The 24502-nt window shown below is 42.8% G+C and carries 21 protein-coding genes, 3 rRNA genes and 1 other annotated feature (1 of these 25 running past the window's edge); of the genes, 18 read left to right on the top strand and 6 right to left on the bottom strand.

Going from position 1 to position 24502, the window contains the following annotated elements; translation table 11 throughout:
* Positions 1–13: a binding site (T-box leader), on the top strand (it extends 204 nt beyond the left edge of the window).
* A 54-nt stretch (positions 14–67) separates the two neighbouring features.
* The 6 genes from leuS (at position 68) to rrf (ending at position 8852) form a co-directional block, all read left to right on the top strand.
* Positions 68–2482, top strand: a complete 2415-nt coding sequence (gene leuS, locus P9989_RS14315) for a leucine--tRNA ligase (protein ID WP_283075556.1) — start codon at positions 68–70, stop codon at positions 2480–2482.
* A 287-nt stretch (positions 2483–2769) separates the two neighbouring features.
* Positions 2770–3081: a rhodanese-like domain-containing protein gene (locus P9989_RS14310; RefSeq protein ID WP_283075555.1), complete on the top strand. Its 312-nt coding sequence runs from the start codon at positions 2770–2772 to the stop codon at positions 3079–3081.
* 20 nt (positions 3082–3101) lie between these two features.
* Positions 3102–3437, top strand: coding sequence for a rhodanese-like domain-containing protein (locus tag P9989_RS14305; protein WP_283075554.1), 336 nt, complete (start codon positions 3102–3104; stop codon positions 3435–3437).
* 476 nt (positions 3438–3913) lie between these two features.
* A 16S ribosomal RNA gene (locus P9989_RS14300) occupies positions 3914–5482 on the top strand.
* 216 nt (positions 5483–5698) lie between these two features.
* Positions 5699–8622 (top strand): 23S ribosomal RNA (locus P9989_RS14295).
* Positions 8623–8738: 116 nt separating this feature from the next.
* Positions 8739–8852 (top strand): 5S ribosomal RNA (rrf, locus tag P9989_RS14290).
* The 16S, 23S and 5S rRNA genes sit together here, the layout of an rRNA operon.
* An 84-nt stretch (positions 8853–8936) precedes the next feature.
* Here the strand turns inward: rrf and P9989_RS14285 are convergent.
* Together P9989_RS14285 and P9989_RS14280 are read right to left on the bottom strand one after the other, a co-directional pair.
* The gene (locus P9989_RS14285; protein WP_283075553.1) at positions 8937–9917 is read right to left on the bottom strand and encodes a cation diffusion facilitator family transporter; all 981 of its coding nucleotides are present in this window, start codon (positions 9915–9917) and stop codon (positions 8937–8939) included.
* A gap of 330 nt (positions 9918–10247) precedes the next feature.
* Positions 10248–11510: a BaiN/RdsA family NAD(P)/FAD-dependent oxidoreductase gene (locus P9989_RS14280; protein WP_283075552.1), complete on the bottom strand. Its 1263-nt coding sequence runs from the start codon at positions 11508–11510 to the stop codon at positions 10248–10250.
* Positions 11511–11613: 103 nt separating this feature from the next.
* Between P9989_RS14280 and P9989_RS14275 the strand changes: the two genes are divergently transcribed.
* Together P9989_RS14275 and P9989_RS14270 are read left to right on the top strand one after the other, a co-directional pair.
* Positions 11614–13245 (top strand): putative polysaccharide biosynthesis protein, encoded by a 1632-nt coding sequence (locus P9989_RS14275; RefSeq protein WP_283075551.1) that lies wholly within the window; start codon positions 11614–11616, stop codon positions 13243–13245.
* A 3-nt stretch (positions 13246–13248) separates the two neighbouring features.
* Positions 13249–13971: a pseudouridine synthase gene (locus P9989_RS14270; protein WP_283075550.1), complete on the top strand. Its 723-nt coding sequence runs from the start codon at positions 13249–13251 to the stop codon at positions 13969–13971.
* A 42-nt stretch (positions 13972–14013) separates the two neighbouring features.
* Here the strand turns inward: P9989_RS14270 and P9989_RS14265 are convergent, their stop codons facing one another.
* Positions 14014–14253: a DeoR family transcriptional regulator gene (locus P9989_RS14265; protein ID WP_390307297.1), complete on the bottom strand. Its 240-nt coding sequence runs from the start codon at positions 14251–14253 to the stop codon at positions 14014–14016.
* 144 nt (positions 14254–14397) lie between these two features.
* On the opposite strand from P9989_RS14265, the gene P9989_RS14260 reads away from it, so the two are divergent.
* The 5 genes from P9989_RS14260 to P9989_RS14240 all read left to right on the top strand — a co-directional run bounded on the left by P9989_RS14260 (position 14398) and on the right by P9989_RS14240 (position 19395).
* Positions 14398–15423, top strand: coding sequence for an ion channel (locus P9989_RS14260; protein ID WP_283075548.1), 1026 nt, complete (start codon positions 14398–14400; stop codon positions 15421–15423).
* Complete coding sequence (pepV, locus tag P9989_RS14255; RefSeq protein WP_283075547.1) at positions 15420–16796, top strand: dipeptidase PepV; 1377 nt, start codon at positions 15420–15422, stop codon at positions 16794–16796. The genes P9989_RS14260 and pepV overlap by 4 nt, the downstream gene beginning before the upstream one ends.
* 62 nt (positions 16797–16858) lie before the next feature.
* Complete coding sequence (gene thpR / locus P9989_RS14250) at positions 16859–17425, top strand: RNA 2',3'-cyclic phosphodiesterase (protein ID WP_283075546.1); 567 nt, start codon at positions 16859–16861, stop codon at positions 17423–17425.
* Positions 17425–18333 carry an NERD domain-containing protein gene (locus P9989_RS14245; RefSeq protein WP_283075545.1) on the top strand — a complete coding sequence of 303 codons (909 nt, stop codon included), beginning with the start codon at positions 17425–17427 and terminating at the stop codon, positions 18331–18333. The genes thpR and P9989_RS14245 overlap by 1 nt, the downstream gene beginning before the upstream one ends.
* A gap of 255 nt (positions 18334–18588) precedes the next feature.
* Entirely contained in the window at positions 18589–19395 is an 807-nt protein-coding gene (locus tag P9989_RS14240) for a phosphotransferase family protein (protein ID WP_283078930.1), read from the top strand.
* 48 nt (positions 19396–19443) lie between these two features.
* On the opposite strand, the gene P9989_RS14235 is transcribed toward P9989_RS14240, so the two are convergent.
* Positions 19444–19605, bottom strand: coding sequence for a hypothetical protein (locus P9989_RS14235; RefSeq protein ID WP_283075544.1), 162 nt, complete (start codon positions 19603–19605; stop codon positions 19444–19446).
* Positions 19606–19920: 315 nt separating this feature from the next.
* Here P9989_RS14235 and trmB point away from each other — a divergent pair, with 315 nt between their 5' ends.
* Together trmB and P9989_RS14225 are read left to right on the top strand one after the other, a co-directional pair.
* A complete protein-coding gene (trmB, locus tag P9989_RS14230) occupies positions 19921–20562 on the top strand; it encodes a tRNA (guanosine(46)-N7)-methyltransferase TrmB (RefSeq protein ID WP_283075543.1) in 642 nt (213 codons plus the stop codon).
* Between the two features lie 68 nt (positions 20563–20630).
* Entirely contained in the window at positions 20631–21485 is an 855-nt protein-coding gene (locus tag P9989_RS14225) for a YtnP family quorum-quenching lactonase (RefSeq protein WP_283075542.1), read from the top strand.
* Between the two features lie 63 nt (positions 21486–21548).
* On the opposite strand, the gene P9989_RS14220 is transcribed toward P9989_RS14225, so the two are convergent.
* Positions 21549–21866 carry a PepSY domain-containing protein gene (locus P9989_RS14220; protein ID WP_283075541.1) on the bottom strand — a complete coding sequence of 106 codons (318 nt, stop codon included), beginning with the start codon at positions 21864–21866 and terminating at the stop codon, positions 21549–21551.
* Between the two features lie 149 nt (positions 21867–22015).
* Here P9989_RS14220 and P9989_RS14215 point away from each other — a divergent pair, with 149 nt between their 5' ends.
* The 3 genes from P9989_RS14215 to P9989_RS14205 all read left to right on the top strand — a co-directional run bounded on the left by P9989_RS14215 (position 22016) and on the right by P9989_RS14205 (position 23903).
* Complete coding sequence (locus P9989_RS14215; RefSeq protein ID WP_283075540.1) at positions 22016–23083, top strand: M42 family metallopeptidase; 1068 nt, start codon at positions 22016–22018, stop codon at positions 23081–23083.
* 102 nt (positions 23084–23185) lie between these two features.
* Entirely contained in the window at positions 23186–23686 is a 501-nt protein-coding gene (locus P9989_RS14210) for a DUF84 family protein (protein ID WP_283078929.1), read from the top strand.
* A 91-nt stretch (positions 23687–23777) separates the two neighbouring features.
* Positions 23778–23903, top strand: a complete 126-nt coding sequence (locus P9989_RS14205; RefSeq protein ID WP_283075539.1) for a hypothetical protein — start codon at positions 23778–23780, stop codon at positions 23901–23903.
* 133 nt (positions 23904–24036) lie between these two features.
* Here the strand turns inward: P9989_RS14205 and P9989_RS14200 are convergent, their stop codons facing one another.
* Positions 24037–24477 (bottom strand): YtoQ family protein, encoded by a 441-nt coding sequence (locus tag P9989_RS14200; RefSeq protein ID WP_283075538.1) that lies wholly within the window; start codon positions 24475–24477, stop codon positions 24037–24039.
* Positions 24478–24502: the final 25 nt, after the last annotated feature.

Here is a 24502-nt window from a genome sequence, read left to right as displayed (position 1 = left end):
TCTCGTCCCTTTGAATATAAGGGACGAGAGACTTTTTTATATAGCAAAAGTAAGAAGGAGGAACAGTATGGCTTTTGATCATAAGAAAATTGAAAAGAAATGGCAGAAATACTGGGTAGATAATAAAGTTTTTAAAACAGACAATGATTCGGAAAAAGAGAAGTTTTATGCGCTGGATATGTTCCCTTATCCATCAGGTGCTGGTCTTCATGTCGGTCATCCTGAAGGCTATACAGCAACAGATATTCTTTCAAGAATGAAGCGTATGCAGGGATATGAAGTGCTGCACCCAATTGGCTGGGATGCTTTTGGGCTCCCTGCTGAACAATATGCCCTGGACACTGGGAATGACCCTCGGGAATTTACAAAACATAATATTGATACTTTTCGCAGGCAAATCCAGGAACTAGGCTTCTCTTATGATTGGGACAGGGAAGTTAATACGACCGATCCCGACTATTATAAATGGACACAATGGATTTTTCTTAAACTATATGAAAAAGGACTTGCTTATATTGATGAGGTAGCCGTGAACTGGTGCCCCGCACTAGGTACGGTACTTGCCAATGAGGAAGTAATCGACGGCAAAAGTGAGCGTGGAGGCCATCCTGTTGAACGCAGACCTATGAAACAGTGGATGCTTAAAATTACTGCCTATGCAGACCGGCTTCTTGATGATCTTGAAGAATTAGATTGGCCTGAAAGCATTAAAGATATGCAGCGAAACTGGATCGGCAAATCAGAAGGTGCGGAAGTAAGCTTCGATATCGCCGGTCACGGAACTTCTTTTGGCGTATTTACTACGAGACCTGATACACTTTTTGGAGCGACCTATGCTGTGCTGGCGCCTGAGCATCCACTAGTGGATGTAATTGTGACAGATGAACAACAAGAAGCTGTGAAGGATTACATCGATCAAGCACAGAAGAAAAGTGATCTTGAGCGAACAGACTTGGCCAAAAATAAATCAGGTGTATTTACCGGGGCTTATGCTGTCAACCCGATTGATGGTAATAAATTGCCGATATGGGTAGCTGATTATGTGCTGATGAGTTATGGTAGCGGCGCAATCATGGCGGTCCCGGCCCATGATGAACGTGATTATGAATTTGCTACAAAGTATGATCTTCCAATTATCGAAGTAGTTGAAGGCGGGGATATTGAAGAAGAGCCGTACACGGGTGATGGAAAACATGTGAACTCTGATTTCTTAAATGGATTAGATAAAGAAGAAGCGATTAAGAAATCAATTAACTGGCTGGAGAAAAATGAAAAAGGCACGAAGAAAACGACTTACCGGCTCCGTGACTGGTTATTCAGCCGTCAGAGATATTGGGGAGAACCGATTCCTATTATCCATTGGGAGGATGGAACGACTTCACCTGTTCCGGAAGATCAACTTCCTGTAACGCTGCCAATAACTACGGAAATCAAACCTTCAGGCACGGGGGAATCGCCATTAGCCAATATTAGTGAATGGGTGAATGTGGTTGACCCGGAAACAGGCATGAAGGGGCGCCGTGAAACGAATACAATGCCGCAGTGGGCGGGCAGCTGCTGGTATTACCTTCGATACATTGACGCTCATAACGACGGGGTGTTTGCCGATTTCGAAAAATTAAAGAAATGGCTGCCTGTCGACGTCTATATTGGAGGAGCAGAGCACGCAGTTCTACACTTGCTATATGCACGCTTCTGGCATAAAGTGCTTTATGACATTGGTGCTGTTCCCACAAAAGAACCTTTCCAAAAATTGTTTAACCAAGGGATGATTCTTGGTGAAGGTAACGAGAAAATGAGTAAATCTAAAGGAAATGTAGTGAACCCGGACGATATTGTTTATAGTCACGGCGCGGATACACTAAGGTTATATGAAATGTTTATGGGTCCTCTTGACGCTTCGGTTGCCTGGTCTACGAATGGGCTTGATGGAGCAAGACGTTTTCTAGACCGTGTGTGGAGATTGTTTGTGGTCGACGGACAACTTTCGAAAGCTGTTAAAGAAAATAGTGCTGATATGTCATTGGAGAAGACGTATCATGAAACTGTCCAAAGGGTAAGTGAAAACTTCCAGGAGCTACGCTTTAACACAGGGATTTCCCAAATGATGGTTTTCATTAATGAAGGTTATAAAGCGAACGAGATTCCTAAAGAATTTGCTGAAGGGTTTGTCAAGTTGTTATCCCCTGTAGCCCCTCACTTGGCTGAAGAACTATGGGAGAAACTTGAGCACAAGGAAACAATCAGCTACCAGGAATGGCCGACTTTCGATGAATCGAAGCTCGTAGAAAATGAGGTGGAGATTGTAATCCAGGTCATGGGAAAAGTACGGGCCAAGATGATGATTAATGTAGATGCTTCAAAAGAGGATTTGGAAAAAGCTGCGTTAGAGAATGAACAAGTGCAAGAATGGCTGGAGGGGAAAACAGTTCGTAAGGTAATTGCTGTGCCAGGTAAACTGGTAAACATTGTAGCCAACTAATTATATAGGAGAGAGGACGTCATTCTTTCGAAGGCGTCCTTTTTTTAGGCATACGAAAGCGACATCCAGCTCCAGCGCGCAAGACTAGTCAATTGTCTCCGTGGCTCCGCATTGAAGGTGGCACACGCCCTCGCTCGTAGTGGTTAGTTCGGTCTTAGACGAACTTCCTCTGTCTTGTCTATCGAACGCTTGTGCTTTTGAACAGTAACATTGAGTTCAAATTCTTGACTTCAATATGTAGACTAATACAATATGAATCACAGATAACTTTAAGGAGGAGATCTCTGATGAGCAATATTCCTGAAATCACTGCAGACGAACTGCAAGAGGCTCTTGATAGTAACAAGGAGTTCACCGTTATAGATGTAAGGGAAGATGAAGAAGTAGAACAGGGTGTAATTCCTACTGCCAACCACATTCCGCTAGGTCATATACCAGAAGCTGTTGGCAACCTAGACCCAAGAAAAGAATATATCATGGTTTGCCGCTCTGGAAGAAGAAGCATGAATGCCTCTGAATTTTTAAAGGAAAATGGATTTGAACAGGTCCACAATCTTAAAGGCGGTATGCTTGCCTGGAATGGTGAGCTCGTTTTTTAAGGTAATAGAGGAAACATTGTATGGAACTTATCTTAATTTTAATAATTGTAATCGTACTAATACTTTTCCTGAAAAATGCAGCAGACCATAAGTCGCTTACTTATATTGGGGATGAACAGATTTCTATAAAGGAGTACTGTATCATAGACATCCGAGATTATATATCGGCTTCACATTCTCCATACCCAGGGTCTGAAAATATCCCCCTTAGCTATCTATCTCGTGAGCTTAAAGAGCGTATGGACTGTGAAAAGAATATTTTACTGATCACCGATGATAAACGCGGTGCAAAAATGGCAGCCAAAATCATTAGAAAGAAATGGAAAAGCTCTATTTATTATATAAAGTCAGCCTGAAAAACTACACTTATCCTGGGTGTGGTTTTTTTAAAATAGTCATTGACAATTTATTTCATAACATATAGAGTATTTAGTGTTGCTTTTAAAATACAAATAGTTACAATTTGATTGGTGATTCGAAAAATCTATTGAACTATTGACAATCTTTTAGGCTTTATGCTAGAATTAATTTACGTCGCATCAATCCATTGCGAATACCTATTAATGCAACTGATATTTCATAAAGAAAGTTGTTGACTTCAACTCTTTTACCATGTTACATTAATTAGGTCGCTGTTTTGAAGCGGCACTCAACATTTTGATCTTTGAAAACTGAACGAACCAACCAGTACGTCAATACATTCTTTCTATTATATAGAGGGAATACAAACAAGCACATTCGGTGTGCAAAGAGTCAAAGGATCTTCAAATAGGTTCGCAACGTCCTGTTGCAACGTTGAAGGCAGTGCATCCGTGCACAAGCAAACTTAACTTTTATGGAGAGTTTGATCCTGGCTCAGGACGAACGCTGGCGGCGTGCCTAATACATGCAAGTCGAGCGCAGGAAGCAGGCAGATCCCCTTCGGGGGTGATGCCTGTGGAATGAGCGGCGGACGGGTGAGTAACACGTGGGCAACCTGCCTGTAAGATCGGAATAACTCCGGGAAACCGGGGCTAATGCCGGGTAATCTTTTCCCTCGCATGAGGGAGAAGTAAAAGATGGCCTTTGGCTATCACTTACAGATGGGCCCGCGGCGCATTAGCTAGTTGGTGAGGTAATAGCTCACCAAGGCGACGATGCGTAGCCGACCTGAGAGGGTGATCGGCCACACTGGGACTGAGACACGGCCCAGACTCCTACGGGAGGCAGCAGTAGGGAATCTTCCGCAATGGACGAAAGTCTGACGGAGCAACGCCGCGTGAACGATGAAGGTCTTCGGATCGTAAAGTTCTGTTGTTAGGGAAGAACAAGTACCGTGCGAATAGAGCGGTACCTTGACGGTACCTAACGAGGAAGCCCCGGCTAACTACGTGCCAGCAGCCGCGGTAATACGTAGGGGGCAAGCGTTGTCCGGAATTATTGGGCGTAAAGCGCGCGCAGGCGGTTTCTTAAGTCTGATGTGAAAGCCCACGGCTCAACCGTGGAGGGTCATTGGAAACTGGGGAACTTGAGGACAGAAGAGGAGAGTGGAATTCCACGTGTAGCGGTGAAATGCGTAGATATGTGGAGGAACACCAGTGGCGAAGGCGACTCTCTGGTCTGTTTCTGACGCTGAGGTGCGAAAGCGTGGGTAGCAAACAGGATTAGATACCCTGGTAGTCCACGCCGTAAACGATGAGTGCTAGGTGTTAGGGGGCTTCCACCCCTTAGTGCTGAAGTTAACGCATTAAGCACTCCGCCTGGGGAGTACGGCCGCAAGGCTGAAACTCAAAGGAATTGACGGGGGCCCGCACAAGCGGTGGAGCATGTGGTTTAATTCGAAGCAACGCGAAGAACCTTACCAGGTCTTGACATCCTTGGACCACCCTAGAGATAGGGTTTTCCCTTCGGGGACCAAGTGACAGGTGGTGCATGGTTGTCGTCAGCTCGTGTCGTGAGATGTTGGGTTAAGTCCCGCAACGAGCGCAACCCCTAATCTTAGTTGCCAGCATTTAGTTGGGCACTCTAAGGTGACTGCCGGTGACAAACCGGAGGAAGGTGGGGATGACGTCAAATCATCATGCCCCTTATGACCTGGGCTACACACGTGCTACAATGGATGGTACAAAGGGCAGCGAAGCCGCAAGGTGTAGCAAATCCCATAAAACCATTCTCAGTTCGGATTGCAGGCTGCAACTCGCCTGCATGAAGCCGGAATCGCTAGTAATCGCGGATCAGCATGCCGCGGTGAATACGTTCCCGGGCCTTGTACACACCGCCCGTCACACCACGAGAGTTGGCAACACCCGAAGTCGGTGAGGTAACACATTATGTGAGCCAGCCGCCGAAGGTGGGGCCAATGATTGGGGTGAAGTCGTAACAAGGTAGCCGTATCGGAAGGTGCGGCTGGATCACCTCCTTTCTAAGGAACTATGGAAGGCGGACACAACCTTCGGGTTGATGGATGCTGATCCATACGGAAGACGCACTGGTTGGTTGTTCAGTTTTGAGAGATCAAACGATCTTCTCAATGTGAACCTTGAAAACTGGATAAGATATTTCAGAACGTGTTTGATCGCAAGATCAACACGGGATGACAAGACATCAAACATCAATTTTCAAACGTCTTTTCACAGATAGTTAAGTGAATAAGGGCGCACGGTGGATGCCTTGGTACTAGGAGCCGATGAAGGACGGGACTAACACCGATATGCTTTGGGAAGCCGTAAGTAGGCTGTGCACCGAAGATTTCCGAATGGGGAAACCCCCTGCTCGTAATGGAGTAGGATCGTTTACTGAATTCATAGGTAAACGAAGGCAGACTCGGGGAACTGAAACATCTCAGTACCCGGAGGAAGAGAAAGCAAACGCGATTTCCCGAGTAGCGGCGAGCGAAACGGAATCAGCCCAAACCAGAAAGCTTGCTTTCTGGGGTTGTAGGACACTCCATTGGAGTTACCAAAAAAGAAGATAGATGAATCGATCTGGAACGATCAGCCAGAGCGGGTAAGAGCCCTGTAATCGACATCTTCTTTTCTCCGGAGTGGATCCTGAGTACGGCGGAACACGAGGAATTCCGTCGGAATCCGGGAGGACCATCTCCCAAGGCTAAATACTCCCTAGTGACCGATAGTGAACCAGTACCGTGAGGGAAAGGTGAAAAGCACCCCGGAAGGGGAGTGAAAGAGAACCTGAAACCGTGTGCCTACAAGTAGTCGGAGCCCATTGATGGGTGACGGCGTGCCTTTTGTAGAATGAACCGGCGAGTTACGACTGTATGCAAGGTTAAGCATCAGAAGCGGAGCCGCAGCGAAAGCGAGTCTGAACAGGGCGCGTGAGTATGCGGTCGTAGACCCGAAACCGTGTGATCTACCCATGTCCAGGGTGAAGGTCAGGTAACACTGACTGGAGGCCCGAACCCACGCAAGTTGAAAATTGCGGGGATGAGGTGTGGGTAGGGGTGAAATGCCAATCGAACACGGAGATAGCTGGTTCTCTCCGAAATAGCTTTAGGGCTAGCCTCAGAATAGAAAGTCTTGGAGGTAGAGCACTGATTGGACGAGGGGCCCCTACCGGGTTACCGAATTCAGTCAAACTCCGAATGCCAACGACTTTGTTCTGGGAGTCAGACCATGGGTGATAAGGTTCATGGTCGAGAGGGAAACAGCCCAGACCGCCAGCTAAGGTCCCTAAGTGTGTGTTAAGTGGAAAAGGATGTGGAGTTGCTTAGACAACCAGGATGTTGGCTTAGAAGCAGCCATCATTGAAAGAGTGCGTAATAGCTCACTGGTCGAGTGACTCTGCGCCGAAAATGTACCGGGGCTAAACACACCACCGAAGCTGCGGATTGATCCGAACGGATCAGTGGTAGGAGAGCGTTCTAAGGGCTGCGAAGTCAGACCGTAAGGACTGGTGGAGCGCTTAGAAGTGAGAATGCCGGTATGAGTAGCGAAAAAAGAGTGAGAATCTCTTTCACCGAAAGCCCAAGGTTTCCTGAGGAAGGCTCGTCCTCTCAGGGTTAGTCGGGACCTAAGCCGAGGCCGAAAGGCGTAGGCGATGGACAACAGGTTGATATTCCTGTACCGCCTCCTTTCCGTTTGAACGACGGGGGGACGCAGGAGGATAAGGAGAGCGCACCATTGGATGTGTGCGTCCAAGCAGTAAGACGGTCGAGGCAGGTAAATCCACTCGGCAACGTCAAGCTGTGATGGGGAGGGAACTAAAGTACCGAAGCTCCTGATTTCACACTGCCAAGAAAATCCTCTAGTGAGGAAAGAGGCGCCCGTACCGCAAACCAACACAGGTAGGCGAGGAGAGAATCCTAAGGTGAGCGGGAGAACTCTCGTTAAGGAACTCGGCAAAATGACCCCGTAACTTCGGGAGAAGGGGTGCTCCTCTGCCGAGGAGCCGCAGTGAAAAGGCCCAAGCGACTGTTTACCAAAAACACAGGTCTCTGCGAAGCCGTAAGGCGAAGTATAGGGGCTGACACCTGCCCGGTGCTGGAAGGTTAAGGGGATGCGTTAGCGCTTTTGGCGCGAAGCGTTGAACCGAAGCCCCAGTAAACGGCGGCCGTAACTATAACGGTCCTAAGGTAGCGAAATTCCTTGTCGGGTAAGTTCCGACCCGCACGAAAGGTGCAACGACTTGGGCACTGTCTCAACGAGAGACCCGGTGAAATTATACTATGCGTGAAGATGCGCATTACCCGCGACAGGACGGAAAGACCCCGTGGAGCTTTACTGTAGCCTGATATTGAATGTTGGTACAGCTTGTACAGGATAGGTGGGAGCCTGAGAAACCGGAGCGCTAGCTTCGGTGGAGGCGCTGGTGGGATACCACCCTGGCTGTACGGACATTCTAACCCAGGACCGTGATCCGGTTCGGAGACAGTGTCAGGTGGGCAGTTTGACTGGGGCGGTCGCCTCCTAAAGAGTAACGGAGGCGCCCAAAGGTTCCCTCAGAATGGTTGGAAATCATTCGCAGAGTGTAAAGGCACAAGGGAGCTTGACTGCGAGACTTACAAGTCGAGCAGGGACGAAAGTCGGGCTTAGTGATCCGGCGGTACCGTATGGAAGGGCCGTCGCTCAACGGATAAAAGCTACCCCGGGGATAACAGGCTTATCTCCCCCAAGAGTCCACATCGACGGGGAGGTTTGGCACCTCGATGTCGGCTCATCGCATCCTGGGGCTGTAGTCGGTCCCAAGGGTTGGGCTGTTCGCCCATTAAAGCGGTACGCGAGCTGGGTTCAGAACGTCGTGAGACAGTTCGGTCCCTATCCGTCGTGGGCGTTGGAAATCTGAAAGGAGCTGTCCTTAGTACGAGAGGACCGGGATGGACACACCGCTGGTGTACCAGTTGTTCCGCCAGGAGCATGGCTGGGTAGCTACGTGTGGACGGGATAAGTGCTGAAAGCATCTAAGCATGAAGCCCCCCTTGAGATGAGATTTCCCCTTACGCCAAGTAAGTAAGATTCCTCAGAGACGATGAGGTCGATAGGTCCGAGGTGGAAGCGTGGTGACACGTGGAGCTGACGGATACTAATCAATCGATGACTTAACTATATCAAAAAGCGGAGACGACCGTTTATGGGAGTCAAAGCTAGATTATTAACGTAAACATGATGTTTGTCTTGCCCCTCTTATCCAGTTTTGAAGGTTCACCCTTCCTAACAGAATGATGTGGTGGCGACAGCGAAGAGGTCACACCTGTTCCCATGCCGAACACAGTAGTTAAGCTCTTCAGCGCCGATGGTAGTCGGGTCGATCCCCGTGAGAGTAGGACGCGGCCACGTCAATTTAAAAAGCCTTGGATATATCCAAGGCTTTTTTGTATGTTTTAATTCTTCAGTAGAGGTTAGAACATGAAGGGGTTACCTTTATTCAGAACGATCACTTTCTTTTTTATCAGGTGACCAGTCTTTCTGTTCATCTGTCTCTAAAATACCTATAGTAGCATCGACGATACTTTCATCTTGTAACACTTTTTCTTGTATTTGATACTTAATATCATCTGCTTCGGCTAAAGTCATCCCTTTTCTTAATTCAATATAACTTTCTACATGGTAGTCTCTTCCTTCTTGAAGGATACGTAGTTTGTTAATATCCACAACATTATCGTCATTTAAAATAACTTTAGCTACCCTCTCCTCTACAATTTTAGGAGCCGCGACACCAATAAGACCGAGTGTGTTTTCATACCCAATTTTCAATGCGATGCCAATGAGTAATATACCGATAATTAAAGTACCTAGCCCATCTAGAAAGTAAAGACCAGTAAAGTAGGAAAGTACCACAAAAATAAGGGCGATCGCTGAACCGGCTGTTGCTACAATATCTTCATAGAAAACGAGACGTGTCGGCGGTGCGGCCAGACTAACGTTTTTAAATGCATTTATAAAGATATTGCCACCGTTTGACTCAGAACGGCTTTCCTTACCAATTTCTTTCATTACCTTAATTAAAATATAGCCGTCGACCAAAATGGCGATCGCTAGTATGCCAACGTTTAGCCAAATGTTAGAAGAAGGATGCGGTTCTTGTATTAATTTCCATCCTTTTAAGATGGTTTCATAAGCCATGATCGTTATTATGGTTACAGCAATGAGCACAAAAAGGTTCACGACTCGTCCGAATCCAGTAGGGAATCGCTTAGTTGGTTCTTTTTCAGCTAATGCGCTTCCGAAATACACAAATCCCTGGTTAGTCGCATCTGCGGCAGAATGAATGGCAGTAGCGAACATGGCTCCACTCCCACTCACTGCAGCAGCTATCCCTTTAATGATCGCCAACAATGTGTTCCCTATTGCTGCAATACCAGATGATTTATTTCCCTTTTTGAGCAATTTAAAAAAGGCCATAAAATTTTCACCCTCACAATTTTAATAAGTACTTTTTTATTTTGCTTTAAAAGAGTTATTTTAAACTGAGATTTGCAAGTTACTTAAAACTTTTTTGAAGTGGGTTGACTTAAAAGGTATATTTGGCACCGGAGGTATTTGTATGATTACTGAAAAGCAGATGTAAATATAGTGGAGGGGCAAGGAATGTGGTTGGTCGGGGAATTACTATGTGGATTCAAAGGGTTACTTAGTATCCTGGTGAATTTCTTAGGGATATCTATTGGTAAAGAGGCTGAGAGAGCAGACTTTTTACTCTCTCAGAATATTTCCTTTTGAGCCATACATGTTTTAAGTGCCCATTGCTTCATAGGCAGCATGGATCCCGGCCACTCTTCCCGTAACCATAGCCGCTGTAATATTATAGCCTCCCGTATACCCATGAATATCGAGAATTTCTCCACAAAAATATAACCGATTCATTAGTTTTGATTGCATCGTGTTTGGTACGATTTCTTTAATGGAGACACCACCGCCTGTTACAAAAGCTTTTTCAATAGGCTGGGAATCATGTATGGATACTTGAAAATGTTTTAGATCGTTAACGAAGTCACGCAGCTGATGGTTTGAGATGTTTGCTGCTTTGTCTCCAGATTTCACACTAATATGTTGCAGTAGATAGTCAAGTAAGCGCTCGGGAACAATTCCCTTCACAATGTTGCGAAATGACTTCCTGGGCTGCTCATTCATTTGCTTGTAAAATTCATCAATTATAGAGTGTTCATTTCGATCGGGTAAGCAGTCGATTTCGATGGTTACGGGTCTATGACCTTTCATAAATTCTTTTACTACAAATTGCGAACATCTTAAAATAGCTGGTCCTGATAATCCAAAATGTGTGAACAGCATGTCCATACGATGGGTGATCAGTGGTTTATTTTTCTTACTTAATACTGACACGTTAACATCTCGTAAAGAAAGTCCCTGGAGGGTCTTTTCTTGAATGAAAGAGTCTTTCGAAATTAAAGGGACTTCAGTTGGAAATAACTCAGTGATGGTATGGCCCGCTTTTTTAGCCCATGCATACCCGTCCCCAGTACTGCCTGTATGAGGGACAGCTTTACCGCCAACGGCTAATACGACAGAGCGTGTACTGATTTTCTCTTTGGATTGTAAGATAATTTGATGGTCATCCTGTCCATAATGAATTGCTTCTACGGGCGTTTTTGTTCGAATTTCAACGTTTAATTCCTCGAGACGATTAAGAAGAGCATTGACGACATCTTTTGCTTTATTACTAACTGGAAACATTCGTCCATGGTCCTCTTCTTTTAATCCAACCCCTAGCTCTTCAAAAAACTCGATAATATCATAGTTATTGAAAACAGAAAATGGACTATACAAAAATTTGCCGTTGCCAGGAAGGTGTCTGATCACTTCGTCTTCAGGAAGACGATTAGTGACATTACAGCGTCCGCCACCTGAGATGGCAAGTTTAGTGCCGAGTTTCTTTCCTTTATCAAGGAGTAGTGTTTTCATCCCTTGTTCAGCTGCTGCAATCGCAGCCATTAAGCCTGATGGGCCTCCGCCGATGACCGTAACTTGGTAACTCATGTTGTTCTTCCTTTCTTTTAACCACTAAAGCAGATATTTCGTCGATTTTTATGATAAAATAGATGCGTTCGACTCTACAACAATTGAAGGTGAATAGAATATTATGTCGAAGATTTTAAAGGGTACAATGATTTTGACAGGTGCAACATTTCTGTCAAAATTTCTAGGTATGATCTATACAGTTCCATTTGAACAGATGGTAGGTGCTAACGGGATAGCGCTTTACTTCTATGCTTATACACCATACAACATTTTATTGAGTTTATCTACACTTGGTGTCCCGATGGCTGTCTCCAAGTTTGTGTCTAAGTATAATTCGTTGGAAGATTACCAAACGGGACGGGATATGTTTAAATCCGGAATGCAGTTAATGGCTTTTACCGGAGTTGTCGCGTTTTTGTTGTTATTTTTTAGTGCAGAACAAATTGCCATTCATAGTTTGTCATTGAATGAAGATTCGGTTACTAGTGTTGCCGACGTAACTATGGTCATTAAGATGGTTAGTTTTGCTTTGCTGATCATTCCTTGCATGAGTATCATAAGAGGATTTTTCCAGGGAAATGAGTCGATGGCTCCGACCGGAATCTCGCAAGTTATCGAGCAAATAGTCCGGATCATCTTTTTACTAATATCAGTATACGTGGTACTTAATATAGTGGACGGCACTCGTGCAACAGCCATTGGTTTTGCCACTTTTGCGGCCTTTATAGGGGCGGTTGCTTCATTACTCGTCCTGGCTGTGTTTTGGAAAAAGCGCAAACCTCATTTAGACAAGCTAGTAGATCAACAAGAGTACACATACGATTTATCTAAAAAATCAATGATGAAGGAGTTATTGGGTTACGCTGGTCCATTTGTATTAGTAGGAATTGCGACACCTTTATATCAGTTGATAGATCAATTTACGTTTAACCAGGCGATGTCTGCGGCTGGTCTTAGTGAAATTTCTAACGACTCTATATCTGCTATTCATGTGTTAAGCCATAAATTAGTGATTATCCCTGTGACCCTTGGGATTGGGTTGTCGCTTGCAATGCTCCCAGCGATCACACGGTCATTTACAGGAGAGCACATGGACCAATTAAATCATCAGATTAACCAAGCTTTACAGATTATCTCACTTCTAATTTTGCCTGCTGTTGTTGGGTTATCTGTTCTTGCTTATGAAGCTTATGGTTCCTTTTATGGGTTGGAAAAATTAAGCTATCGAGGTAGCTTACTTAGGTGGTATGCGCCTGTTGGATTATTTTTTGCCTTATATACTGTGACGTCATCGATCTTGCAAGGAATCAACCGTCAAAACTTCGCAGTGATTAGTCTCGGTTCAGGGCTTGCCATTAAGTTACTTACAAATTCCTGGTTTATCGTTGAGTTTGGAGCAAAGGGTTCGATTATTTCCACAGGATTAGCTGTTCTTGTCGCTGTATCATTGAACCTATGGCGCATTCATAGAGCTATCGATTTCTCCTTCAAACAAGTATACAAGAGGACTTTGCTTATATTAATTATCTCAACGATCATGGCAGCGGTTGTTTTTGTCATTAAATGGTCTATAGGGCTTTTATGGAATCCGATGGACAGCAGACTGGCTGCTTTCTTTATATTAGTATTAGGTGTTAGTGTTGGAGGCATCCTTTATATGTGGATGGCTTATAAAACAACGCTGCTTGAGCGAATTCTAGGCGGTCGAGTCCGAATTCTCGATAAGTTTTTGCATCGCAGGCAAAGGGGGTAAGTTATGAGAATTGATAAACTGTTAGCGAATATGGGATATGGAACACGTAAAGAAGTTAAAGGGCTGCTGAGAGGTGGAAATGTAAGAGTCAATGGCCACCCCGAAAAAAATGGTAAGACTCATGTTAACCCGGAAGACGATTCAGTAACCGTCATGGGGGAAGAAGTGAATTACCGGGAGTATATTTATTTAATGCTTAATAAACCTGGTGATCTTATCTCAGCCACAGAAGATGCTCATGATATGACTGTAATTGATATTCTGCAGCCAGAAGATCAGGTTTTTGCACCATTTCCTGTTGGCAGATTAGATAAAGATACAGAAGGTTTACTTTTAATTACCAACGACGGCCAGCTTGCACATCGTTTAACAACACCAAAGAAAGATATTGGGAAAACCTATTATGCTGTCATCGAAGGTGTAGTAACAGAAGAAGATGTTTCAAAGTTTAAACAAGGAGTCACGCTTGATGATAGCTATATTACAAAACCAGCCGACCTGAACATTATTAAGTCAGATCAAGTCTCTGAAATTGAACTGACGATAACAGAAGGCAAATTCCATCAAGTGAAACGAATGTTTGAAGCCGTTAACAAGAAGGTTACGTATTTGAAGCGAATACAAATGGGGAGCCTAAAGCTTGACCCAGAGCTTGAGCTTGGCGAGTATAGAGAGCTAACTGATGAGGAAATCGAATATTTAATGACCATTACCAAAATGGACTAACAAAAAAACACCCGGAATTTTTCCGGGTGTTCTATCTATTCGTCATGATATTTTTACCTTTTTCTCTGTTGTTGTCCACTTTCCACGGTGCGGACTTGAGACAAGTCCGTTGTATTCCAAAATGCTTAAGTCCCTTTGCATCGTTCGGTCAGTGATACCGAACTCCTCAGATAGCTGCCTGGTCGTAACTGTTCCTTGGTCCTTAATGTACAAGTAAACAGCTTTGATTCGGTTTAGCATACGGGATGATGGATGATTCAAAAAACCACTCCTTATTGTCATTCATTGGAATTCTCGCGGTGCTAGTGAATGTATGAAGTTATCTCTATATTACAACACTGAAACCAAAACGGCTAGACAAATACATTAAATTTACAGACTTTTCGTCAAATTTAACAACGAATTAAAGATAGAGGTGAGTACACGATGTTGATATTAAGAAAGATTATCTTAAAAATGGTAAAGGTGAATAATTACGTATTATTTATGAGCAGCGCTTTACTTGTAATTTTATCCTCTTTTCTTATCGTCTATGTGGAAAAAGATACGTTTCCTACTGTTTTCGATGGTTTCTGGTGGGTGATGACGACCGTAACCACAGTAGGGTATGGTGATTATTATCCTGTAACCGCTGCTGGTCGTGGTATCGCCATATTTTTATACGTATTCGGAATCGGTTTGATCGGAATCGTGATAGGTAAAATTATTGATATACTTGCTGTATTTAGGAGAAAACGGGTGGAGGGTGATATTATGTTTAAAGGTAAAGATCATTTTATTATTGTTGGATGGTCACAAAAAGCACGCTTTGCCGTCAATGAAATGGTGGATACATATAAGAATGTAGAAATTATTATAATTGACGAGCTAGATGAAGCTCCTGTATTAACCGAGAACATTCACTACATAAAAGGAAATGCTTCAGAACTCTACATTTTAGAAAAAGCTTCTATAACCAATGCCCGTTCGGTTGTAATATTTGCAGATGATAGCTTATCAGGCGATCAAGTGATCGATGGCAAAACCCTTTTGATTGCTTCCACCATTGAATCTGTTGCTCCTGATGTTCATACTGTTGTTGAAGTTATGGAACAAAAACATATCAAGAACTTTCAACATGCTAGTGTGGATGAATTTATTATTTCAAATGAAACCATCTCCTCTCTTGCAGTGCGATCAGCCTTTAGTAAAGGGGTTTCAAATCTTTATAACCAACTTTTGAGACGTTCCGTTGGGGATGATCTTTATCGAATCCCCATTCGTTCCTCATGGAGTACCTATCGAGATGCATTTCAAGCGTTAATTGATGAAGGAGCAACGCTGATCGCAGACAGAAGTGACCTCACAATTAATCGCAAACTTGATGAGAAACTGCCACCCCAAGCTGAGCTGTATGCCGTCTGTGATGACTTTACTTATCAAAAGATTATGAAAAAGGGAGGATCTCTATGAATTTTACTTTATTAAGCCAGCAATATGAACCAGAATTTATTGAAAAGACCATGAAACTAATCCGTATCCCCAGTGTTTATAAATCAGACGAGGGATATCCCTATGGTGAACCCATTGATCAAGCTCTTCAAACTATGTTGAAATTAGCTGAGGATGACGGTTTTAAAACAAAGAATGTTGAAAGCCATGCCGGTCATATTGAATTTGGCCAGGGGGAAGAAATTCTTGGTATTCTCGGTCATCTGGATGTCGTGCCTGCGGAAGAAGGGTGGGACACTGATCCCTTTTCACCGGTAATAAAAGATGGGAACCTTTATGGGAGAGGGGCCCAGGATGATAAAGGGCCTATAATGGCTGCTTATATCGCCATGAAACTTCTAAAGGATCAGGGGTTTCAGCCTAATAGGCGTGTACGCCTTATCCTTGGAACGGATGAAGAAAGGGACTGGCAGGGCATTAAACATTATTTTACGCACGAATCTATGCCCGAATTTGGTTTCTCCCCGGATGCTTCTTTCCCGGTTATTAATGCAGAAAAAGGATTAATAGATACTTATGTTACGATCCCTATCCAAGATAGGGAAGGGGAAGATTTTGAGCTATTAACGCTGGAAAGTGGGGGTCGCCTTAATATGGTTCCTTCCCGAGCGAAGGCCAGTGTTAAAACGACCGCCAGCTTAAGTGAGTCGTTCCAATCTTTTCTGGAAGCGAAAGAAATAAAGGGGAAGATGAACAAACACGATGGAGAAGTAACCTTAAGCATTGAGGGTATTTCTGCTCATGGAAGCAGACCAGAAAAAGGAAAAAATGCTGCCCTTCTTATGCTGGAGTATCTGCAACAACTTCCTTTTTCAAAAGAGCAGGGCACAATTCTTACCAAATTATCCAACGGGTTATATGATTACTCTGGGGAAACAATAGGATTAAAATGTGCTGATAATTCTGGTGCTTTAACACTTAACGTCGGCTCCATAAGCTGGGTTAAAGGAGACAAGTGTCAGGTGGGGATCAATACGCGTTACCCAGTCACGGTCGATGGGGAAACTGTTATAAACAAATTATCACAGTTCGCTAAGGAAACAGGAGGGACCTTGGAGTTATACGATCATTTGCCCGCTCTTTATATAGAAGCGAAGCATCCTTATGTCCAAACATTACTATCTATTTATAACAGAGCTACAAACGAAGAAGAGAACGTCCAGTCAATTGGCGGAGCTACTTATGCCCGATCACTTTCGTCCGGTGTGGCTTTTGGAGCTTTATTTAAAGACAGTCCTGATACAGCCCATCAGGAAAATGAGCACGTTCGCATCAAGGATATGGTGAAGGCGATCGCTATTTACGCTGAATCCATTTATCAATTAACAAAATAGTGCCTTACATTAATTTACCGTCCGGTGTGGATTGTAGAATCGTCAAAAAGGAGTGTATCTTGATGGGAAACCATTATTTTATTGGGATTCCAATTTCAGAAGATAAGCGGGATGAATTTGCTGATCTACAAAAACTGCTTAAGCATGACATGTCTTATAAGAACTGGACACATCCTGATGATTTTCATATTACCTTAAAGTTTTTAGGAGCGTGTGAAAGCACCCCACTTGAAAAGATAGAGCAGCAGCTGATGGGCTATTCATGGCCGGAACCCTTCGAATTAAGTCTTGGACCTGCTGATACTTTTGGTAAGCGGGAACGTCCAAGAGTGTTTCATATTTCAGTCGAAGCTTCTTCTTCTCTTATGATGATCCAGGAAGGCGTAGAACAGATTTGTGAGCAAGCAGGTTTTGCAAAAGAAAAGAGAGCATACTCGCCCCACGTGACCTTGGCGAAAAAATGGGTTGATGGACAATGCCCGTTGATGGATGAGGAAGTGGACCCTCTGTTTATGAGTAACTATTTAATGGATGTGGATCGCTTTTGTCTTTACCGAATACACCCTCAACAAACCCCGAAATATGAAGCCGTTTGCGAAGTCAGGTTGCAACGTGGAGGTGAAGTATAATGGCACAGTTAATTAAACTGTATGATTATATTTCGCGCTATGAAACTAATATGTATCAATATTCCAGTCAGTATATTCGTTTAAAGCAGGATAACTGGAAAAAGATGAAGCACCTTTGGGAACAAGGAGAACTTTGTCCCAACGAAGAAGGTGGAAAATTCATACTTGAGAAAGATGATAAAGGTAAATCGTGGCATCGTTTTTTAAAAAAGAAACAGGTAGAATCTGGGGATCAACAGGGAGAAGTACAGTGGTCCCCAAAAACAATGATAGAACTTAAACAATATTTTCTTAATGGAATTTTTCCATTCCAAGTTAAGTGGGCTTCTACAACCATTCAGAAGAAATCGTTTATAGATAGAACTATCCATAAAGATCAAATGTTGAAAATGCTGCTGCAACGATTACCTGACACATTTTTAGTGATGTACTACCCTGTAGTGGAAATTAAATCGGTTCCGGTTAAGGCGGAGATTTTACTCATTGGTCCGCAAGAAGTTGAAATTATTTCAGTCATGGATTTCCCTGATGTGACCATGATTCATCCATCAAGCGAGTCAAGCTGGCATGTAGAAAAAAAAGAGAAGCGTTCGAAGGTGCTCAGTCCAATGCACGGATTAAAGAGAACGGAAACCTTTGTGAGAAGTGTTCTTCATACATATGCAATTGATTATTCTTTCCATAAAGTTGTACTGGCACCTTCTCATACATTCGATGGAGCGAAGCCACCATTTCTTACTTCGTACATCGATGAAACACGTTTTTCTGATTGGCTTAACAAGAAAAGAGAATATAGTGCTCCTCTGAAACATAACCAGTTGAAAATGGCTGATTTGCTTATGCGTCATACAAAGAAGATTGCCTTTAAGCGTCCAGAATGGGAGGTAGATCAAACAAGTAAGGAATAGCATTCCTGTATTCTAAAGTGTTCTTTATTGAGCAGTCCTGTGTATTTAGTGTGTCATACAAACGTGCTGAGCAATTACGCATCTTGTATATTGGATAGGTTTTCGCTTGAATGTTGATGCTCTTTTGAGTTAATCTATTAGAAGGTGTCTTAAAATATACAGTTGTGAGACAGACTACAGATTTTTTACTAGATACGGTATACTGATAGAAGATAAAAATGTGATGCCATCACAGGGAGATTTGAGGAATTGAAGGTGAATTGGTTGGAGCACATATTAGGAAGCAACTGGAAAATAACGCCTGCTGGAGGATCCACGGGTGAAGCATATTATGCTCAAAACGGGGGGAAGCGTTTATTTTTAAAACGTAACTCTTCACCTTTTCTTGCCGTTCTTTCTGCTGAAGGAATCGTACCTAAGCTTATGTGGACGAAAAGATTAGAAAATGGGGATGTAATTACAGCACAGGACTGGCTTGAAGGTCATGAGCTAAGCGCCGAAGAAATGAAGCATCCCAGAGTAGCTGCATTACTAAGTAAGATTCACCATTCATCTGAACTGTTAGACATGCTTATGAGGTTGGGAAAACATCCGTTAACACCAAGTGAGGTTCTAACAGATATAAAGGAAAATCAAAAAATACTAGGCCAGGTAGAGCCGCGCATTGAAATGCATCAAGCCATTCAATACTTAGAAAAACATGTACAAGAAGTAGAGTTTGCTCGCCATGTGGTATGTCATTGTGATACAAACCATAATAACTGGCTGCTTTCCTCAAGGGATCAATTGTATTTAATCGATTGGGATAATGCGATGGTAGCGGATCCGGCATTGGATCTTGGAATGCTGCTATATTCTTATATCCCTCAGGAAGACTGGAATCGATGGTTGAATCAATATGGTGTAGAACCAAATGCTCATTTATTTAATCGAATGACATGGTATGCAGTCTCTCAATCATTAGCGTTCATTCAATGGCATATGATGCGGGGCGAATATCAGGAGGCTTCTATTAGAATGATTAAATTAAGGGACATGATGGTTCATCACGAAATCATCTGAACGAAAAAAACTTGCGTTAGGGTTACTAACGCAAGTTTTTTTCGTTTCTTATTGAGAGATAGCTGAATACTTCAGTTTCTTTTCACGTACTTCTGAACTCATTTTTTCGTTTAACTTTTCAAAAGGGTATATAAGTAAAGCGTATCCTGCAAAGAGTACGGAGAAAACAGCAAGTACAGTCAATTCGATCATTCCAGTAATAAGATTCATTCGTTTACACTCACTCCTGTTTTATTTTTTAGTTGGCTGGCTTCGTTCTTCCGTCTTGATGTTCCAGACCGTTCAGGTTTTAATATAACGATTTTAATCATATATCAGGAAGCGCTTACAACCCAATAGTTAATTTTTACGATATAGCTGAATGTAATGGGATTGTTTATCCTGGTCGCGATATAACTGCCTCATGATTACTAATATAGCTGTATAAGTGCACATACCTCTGTTTTCTTCACATTATTAAAAAACTTTAACAAATTGCATAATTCGTGGTAAGCTTTTAACGGATAAAAGGAGGAATTTCAACCTATGCGTTTAAGACATAAACCCTGGGCAGACGATTATATGGATGATAACAATCATATTGTGATTCGCAGTCCTTTTGAATGGAAAGGCACCTGGAACGAAGTGTTTGATAAGAAACAACCACTTCATTTAGAAATAGGGTCAGGAAAGGGACAATTTATTGCAGGGATGGGTAAACAGCATCCTGAAGTCAATTTCATTGGTGTTGAACGTGTGAAAAGTGTCATTGTAGGAGCTTTAAAGAAGGCGCTTGATGCAGAAACGGAGAATGTACGCCTCATTAATGAAGATGCTCAAGACTTGCGTGACCTTTTTGCCCCGAATGAAATTGATCATATTTACTTAAATTTCTCAGATCCATGGCCGAAAAGTCGCCATGAAAAAAGAAGGCTTACCTTTCATACCTTTCTAGAGCAGTATGAGGATGTATTAAAACCTGGGGGAGAGCTGACGCTTAAAACTGATAACCGTGGATTATTCGAGTATTCTCTGGCCAGTTTTTCACAGTTTGGTATGGTCCTTGAAGAAGTTTCCCTGGATCTTCATGGGCTTGAGGATTCCCTGAATGTTCCTACAGAATACGAGGAGAAGTTCTCGGCTAAAGGTCAGCCGATATACAGGTGTAAAGCTCGTTTTAAAGGTTGATAACGTTTTCAAAACAATTCTTTCCTATGGTAGAATAGCTTCATAACGGAGTGGAGGAGGAGATTGTGTTGGAAACAATGAAAATAGGCAGGGCGACATTAACATGGTTAAATGGCGGTGTAACCCATTTGGATGGAGGAGCGATGTTTGGAGTCGTCCCTAGAGCGCTCTGGAGTCGTAAATATCCTGTAAATGAGAAAAACCAAATTGAATTACGAACTGATCCGATCTTATTACAAATAGACGGCCAGAACTTGTTAATCGATTCAGGAATTGGCGAGGACAAGCTGACAGAGAAGGAAAAGCGTAATTTCGGGGTCCTTGAGGATTCAAATATTGAAAAAAGCTTAGAAGAATTAGGCTTCACAAATAAAGATATTGATACCGTATTGATGACACATTTACATTTTGATCATGCTTGTGGCTTGACGGCCTGGGATGAGGACGAGCTCGTTCCTGCCTACCCTAATGCGAAGATCTATACGAGCGAAACAGAATGGAATGAAATGAGAAACCCGAATATGCGCTCGAAAAATACGTATTGGGAAGCGAATTGGAAGCCTGTAGAATCACTCGTACATACATTTGTAAGTTCCATTGAGGTTTTACCTGGCTTACGAATGGTTCACACAAGTGGTCACAGCGATGGGCATGCCATTATTATTTTTGAAGATGGTGAGGAGACGTTTATTCATATGGCAGACATCATGCCAACTCATGCTCATCAAAATGTGCTCTGGGCTTTGGCTTATGATGATTTCCCTGTTACCTCTGTCCATGAAAAGAAAAAGTGGATGGATTATGGTTACAGCAGGGAAGCCTGGTATGTTTTTTACCATGACGCACAATACCGCGCCATGAAGTTTGATCAAAAGGGAGAAGTGATTGATCAGCTGAGTCGAATTGCACATGCATATGAATAAAAGAACACCCCGCGCTGAATATTAATCAGGCGGGGAATCTTTATATCTGAAATCCATATTTAGTTAAGCTGATGCTTCTTCTACATCGATAATAGTGCCTGTTTCTGAATCAATGAAGAATTCATATTGTGAGGTTTCGCCATCCTGGTTTTTAGAAATTCCGCCACGATATACTTCATAGTTGATTCCGTTTTTGTTTAAATCTTCTGGCTTCATGTAAATCCATGAACCGCTGATAGGTCCTTGCTTTTTAAATGCTTCCTTGGCAATTTTTAAAGCTTTTTCAGGAGTGACACCTTGTTTGTTTGCCACTTGTTCTTTTACAACATAACCAGCAAGTGCTCCAACACCTGCAGCTATTGCAACCTTTTTCCAATTCATAGTTCACTCACCTCAAATCTATATTCTATTTTCAGTATACTAGAATTTCTTGCTAAAAGGAAATATAACAATAAAAAAACTGATTTGTAGAAACGTTCTTACTTTTTCGTTAAACTATAGTATAGAAACCAAAAAGGAGAGTACATAACATGAATCAAGAGACACAGGATCTTTTTAAGACGCTGACAGAACTCCCAGGGGCACCTGGAAACGAACATCACGTCCGCAAATTTATGAAGAGAGAATTGGAAAACTATTCAGATGAAATCATCCAGGATCGACTAGGCGGTGTGTTTGGTGTCCGTCACGGGAAAGGACCAAAGGTAATGGTGGCGGGGCATATGGATGAAGTAGGTTTTATGGTCACCCAAATAACAAAGAACGGGATGCTTCGCTTTCAGCCATTAGGCGGTTGGTGGAATCAAGTGCTGTTGGCACAGCGGGTTCAAGTGTTGACAGATAAAGGTCCTGTTGTTGGAGTGATTGGCTCGATTCCTCCTCATAATTTAACACCAGAGCAGCGTAAAAAGCCAATGGAACTGAAAAATATGCTTATAGATATCGGAGCGGATGATAAAGAAGATGCAGCGGCCATCGGCATCAGACCTGGTCAATCCATCCTGCCTATCTGCCCGTACACACCAATGGCAAATGAAAAGAAGATCTTAGCTAAAGCCTGGGACAACCGCTATGGATGTGGTCTGGCGATAGAACTGTTAAAAGAATTACAGGGAGAGAAGTTATCCAATCAACTTTATTCAGGAGCTACTGTTCAGGAAGAAGTTGGATTGCGAGGAGCTCAAGCAGCTTCACAAATGATTAAACCAGATATATTTTATGCCCTGGATGCTTCCCCCGCTAATGATATGAGTGGAGAGGATAAAGAATTTGGCCAGATGGGCAAAGGAGCTCTTCTACGCATTCTCGATAAGTCGATGGTCACTCACAGAGGCATGAGAGAATTCGTATTGGATACAGCGGAAACGAATGATATCCCTTACCAATATTTTGTCTCTCAGGGAGGTACAGATGCTGGACGTGTCCATGTAACGAATAATGGTGTTCCATCAGCTGTTGTTGGAATATGTTCAAGATACATTCACACGTCTTCCTCGATCATCCATATCGATGACTATGCAGCGGCTAAAGAATTGATCACGAAACTAGTTAAATCCACGGATCAAAATACAGTTGATGCTATCAGGTCAAACGTATAAGATGTAATAATAAAGTCGCACCCTGGTTCATATTTCACATGGTGCGGCTTTGTGCTATGCTAGAAACTGAAAAATTTTTTAATGAGGAAGGTGCCGTCACCTGTGAAAATTTATATAGGATCACTCAACCCTACAAAGATTGAATCCGTCAAGCGAATCTTTGCAGAGGATGAAATCATCGGGGTGGAAGCACAATCCAAGGTAGCCGCACAACCCTTTTCAGACGAAGAAACTTTAGAAGGGGCGATTAATCGTGCGCGTGAGTGTGCAGCCCTAAAAAAAAGTGATATCGGTATTGGATTAGAAGGTGGTGTCATGGAAATAGAAGACGAGTGGTACCTTTGTAATTGGGGAGTGCTTGTAGACCAAAAAGAGAACGTGTATAAAGCAAGCGGAGCACGAATCCCACTGCCCGAAGAAATTAAAAAAGGACTTCAGACAGGAAGAGAGCTTGGGGAGTTAATTGATGTGTACACTGAGAAGACAGATGTACGGAAACGTGAAGGTACGATTGGTGTTTTCACAAACGGTTTAGTTAAACGTGAAGAAATGTTTGGACATGTAGTCAAACTTCTGAGAGGTCAATGGCTATACGATCAATAACGAGAAGGGCATCCTGTTTACAAAGGATGTTCTTTTTTTGGTCATCATATTCTGATAATGAGACAGACTATTGATGAGGAGGTTATGGGAAATGAAAAACAAATCTAAAAACAAAAGTAAAGAAGAGCTCAACGCTTTATCTAAACCTTTAGCCCGTTCAAATAAAAAAGACGAGAAAAAATTGAGAAGTGGCCCAGATCATCCTTCGACTTACTAAAAATTAATATGAAATAAGTGAACAAATGGAAAGGGTTTTGAGGTTTAGCATGTAAAACGATACTGAATTTTAAAGATCAGAAAGTTAAAGAGCCTGCCAGATCAACGATGGGCAGGCTCTTGTTATGGCAAGGTCATTCATAAACATAACCTAGAACTTTTAATGCTTGTTCAATGGTTTCAACTGTAACCGTAGCCTGGTTAGACAATTCTTTTAATGGATGGACCAGGGACTCGGGTCTGATTAATATTAATGGCTTATTGGCCTGAATAGCAAGGCTGGCATCCATAGCTGTATTCCACTGTTTGTATTCTTCCCCGAATAAGGCGATCACAGCATCTGCTTTAGAAAGCAATAATTGAGTTCGGAAATTATTAATACTTGAGGCGGCCTCATCTCGATATACCTTCCCTGGCTGCTGCCCCATAATGTCTTCTCCAATACTGTCAGAAAGTTGGTGGTTTTCCTGTGGACCTACAAAGTTAATGGAAAAATTCTTTCTTTCAGCCTTATCCTTCAGTTCATCACGCCAATCGTCATGAATTTGGCCAGCTAAATAAATAGTAAGTTCCATATAATTCCCCTCCCAATATTAGATC

The organism is Halobacillus naozhouensis, assembly GCF_029714185.1.
In the GTDB taxonomy this organism is placed as follows: domain Bacteria; phylum Bacillota; class Bacilli; order Bacillales; family Halobacillaceae; genus Halobacillus_A; species Halobacillus_A naozhouensis.
Note: the sequence above shows the minus strand (reverse complement) of the source record. Positions and strands in the feature narration are given on the sequence as shown.

Excerpts from the sequence above, each read along its gene's own strand:
- P9989_RS14310 (WP_283075555.1), top strand. The coding sequence starts at position 2,770 with ATGAGCAATATTCCTGAAATCACTGCAGACGAACTGCAAGAGGCTCTT.
- P9989_RS14275 (WP_283075551.1), top strand. The coding sequence starts at position 11,614 with ATGTCGAAGATTTTAAAGGGTACAATGATTTTGACAGGTGCAACATTT.
- leuS (WP_283075556.1), top strand. The coding sequence starts at position 68 with ATGGCTTTTGATCATAAGAAAATTGAAAAGAAATGGCAGAAATACTGG.
- P9989_RS14305 (WP_283075554.1), top strand. The coding sequence starts at position 3,102 with ATGGAACTTATCTTAATTTTAATAATTGTAATCGTACTAATACTTTTC.
- P9989_RS14280 (WP_283075552.1), bottom strand. The coding sequence starts at position 11,510 with ATGAGTTACCAAGTTACGGTCATCGGCGGAGGCCCATCAGGCTTAATG.
- P9989_RS14220 (WP_283075541.1), bottom strand. The coding sequence starts at position 21,866 with ATGAATTGGAAAAAGGTTGCAATAGCTGCAGGTGTTGGAGCACTTGCT.
- P9989_RS14285 (WP_283075553.1), bottom strand. The coding sequence starts at position 9,917 with ATGGCCTTTTTTAAATTGCTCAAAAAGGGAAATAAATCATCTGGTATT.
- thpR (WP_283075546.1), top strand. The coding sequence starts at position 16,859 with ATGGGAAACCATTATTTTATTGGGATTCCAATTTCAGAAGATAAGCGG.
- P9989_RS14200 (WP_283075538.1), bottom strand. The coding sequence starts at position 24,477 with ATGGAACTTACTATTTATTTAGCTGGCCAAATTCATGACGATTGGCGT.
- pepV (WP_283075547.1), top strand. The coding sequence starts at position 15,420 with ATGAATTTTACTTTATTAAGCCAGCAATATGAACCAGAATTTATTGAA.
- P9989_RS14215 (WP_283075540.1), top strand. The coding sequence starts at position 22,016 with ATGAATCAAGAGACACAGGATCTTTTTAAGACGCTGACAGAACTCCCA.
- P9989_RS14235 (WP_283075544.1), bottom strand. The coding sequence starts at position 19,605 with ATGAATCTTATTACTGGAATGATCGAATTGACTGTACTTGCTGTTTTC.
- trmB (WP_283075543.1), top strand. The coding sequence starts at position 19,921 with ATGCGTTTAAGACATAAACCCTGGGCAGACGATTATATGGATGATAAC.
- P9989_RS14270 (WP_283075550.1), top strand. The coding sequence starts at position 13,249 with ATGAGAATTGATAAACTGTTAGCGAATATGGGATATGGAACACGTAAA.
- P9989_RS14260 (WP_283075548.1), top strand. The coding sequence starts at position 14,398 with ATGTTGATATTAAGAAAGATTATCTTAAAAATGGTAAAGGTGAATAAT.
- P9989_RS14205 (WP_283075539.1), top strand. The coding sequence starts at position 23,778 with ATGAAAAACAAATCTAAAAACAAAAGTAAAGAAGAGCTCAACGCTTTA.
- P9989_RS14245 (WP_283075545.1), top strand. The coding sequence starts at position 17,425 with ATGGCACAGTTAATTAAACTGTATGATTATATTTCGCGCTATGAAACT.
- P9989_RS14265 (WP_390307297.1), bottom strand. The coding sequence starts at position 14,253 with ATGACAATAAGGAGTGGTTTTTTGAATCATCCATCATCCCGTATGCTA.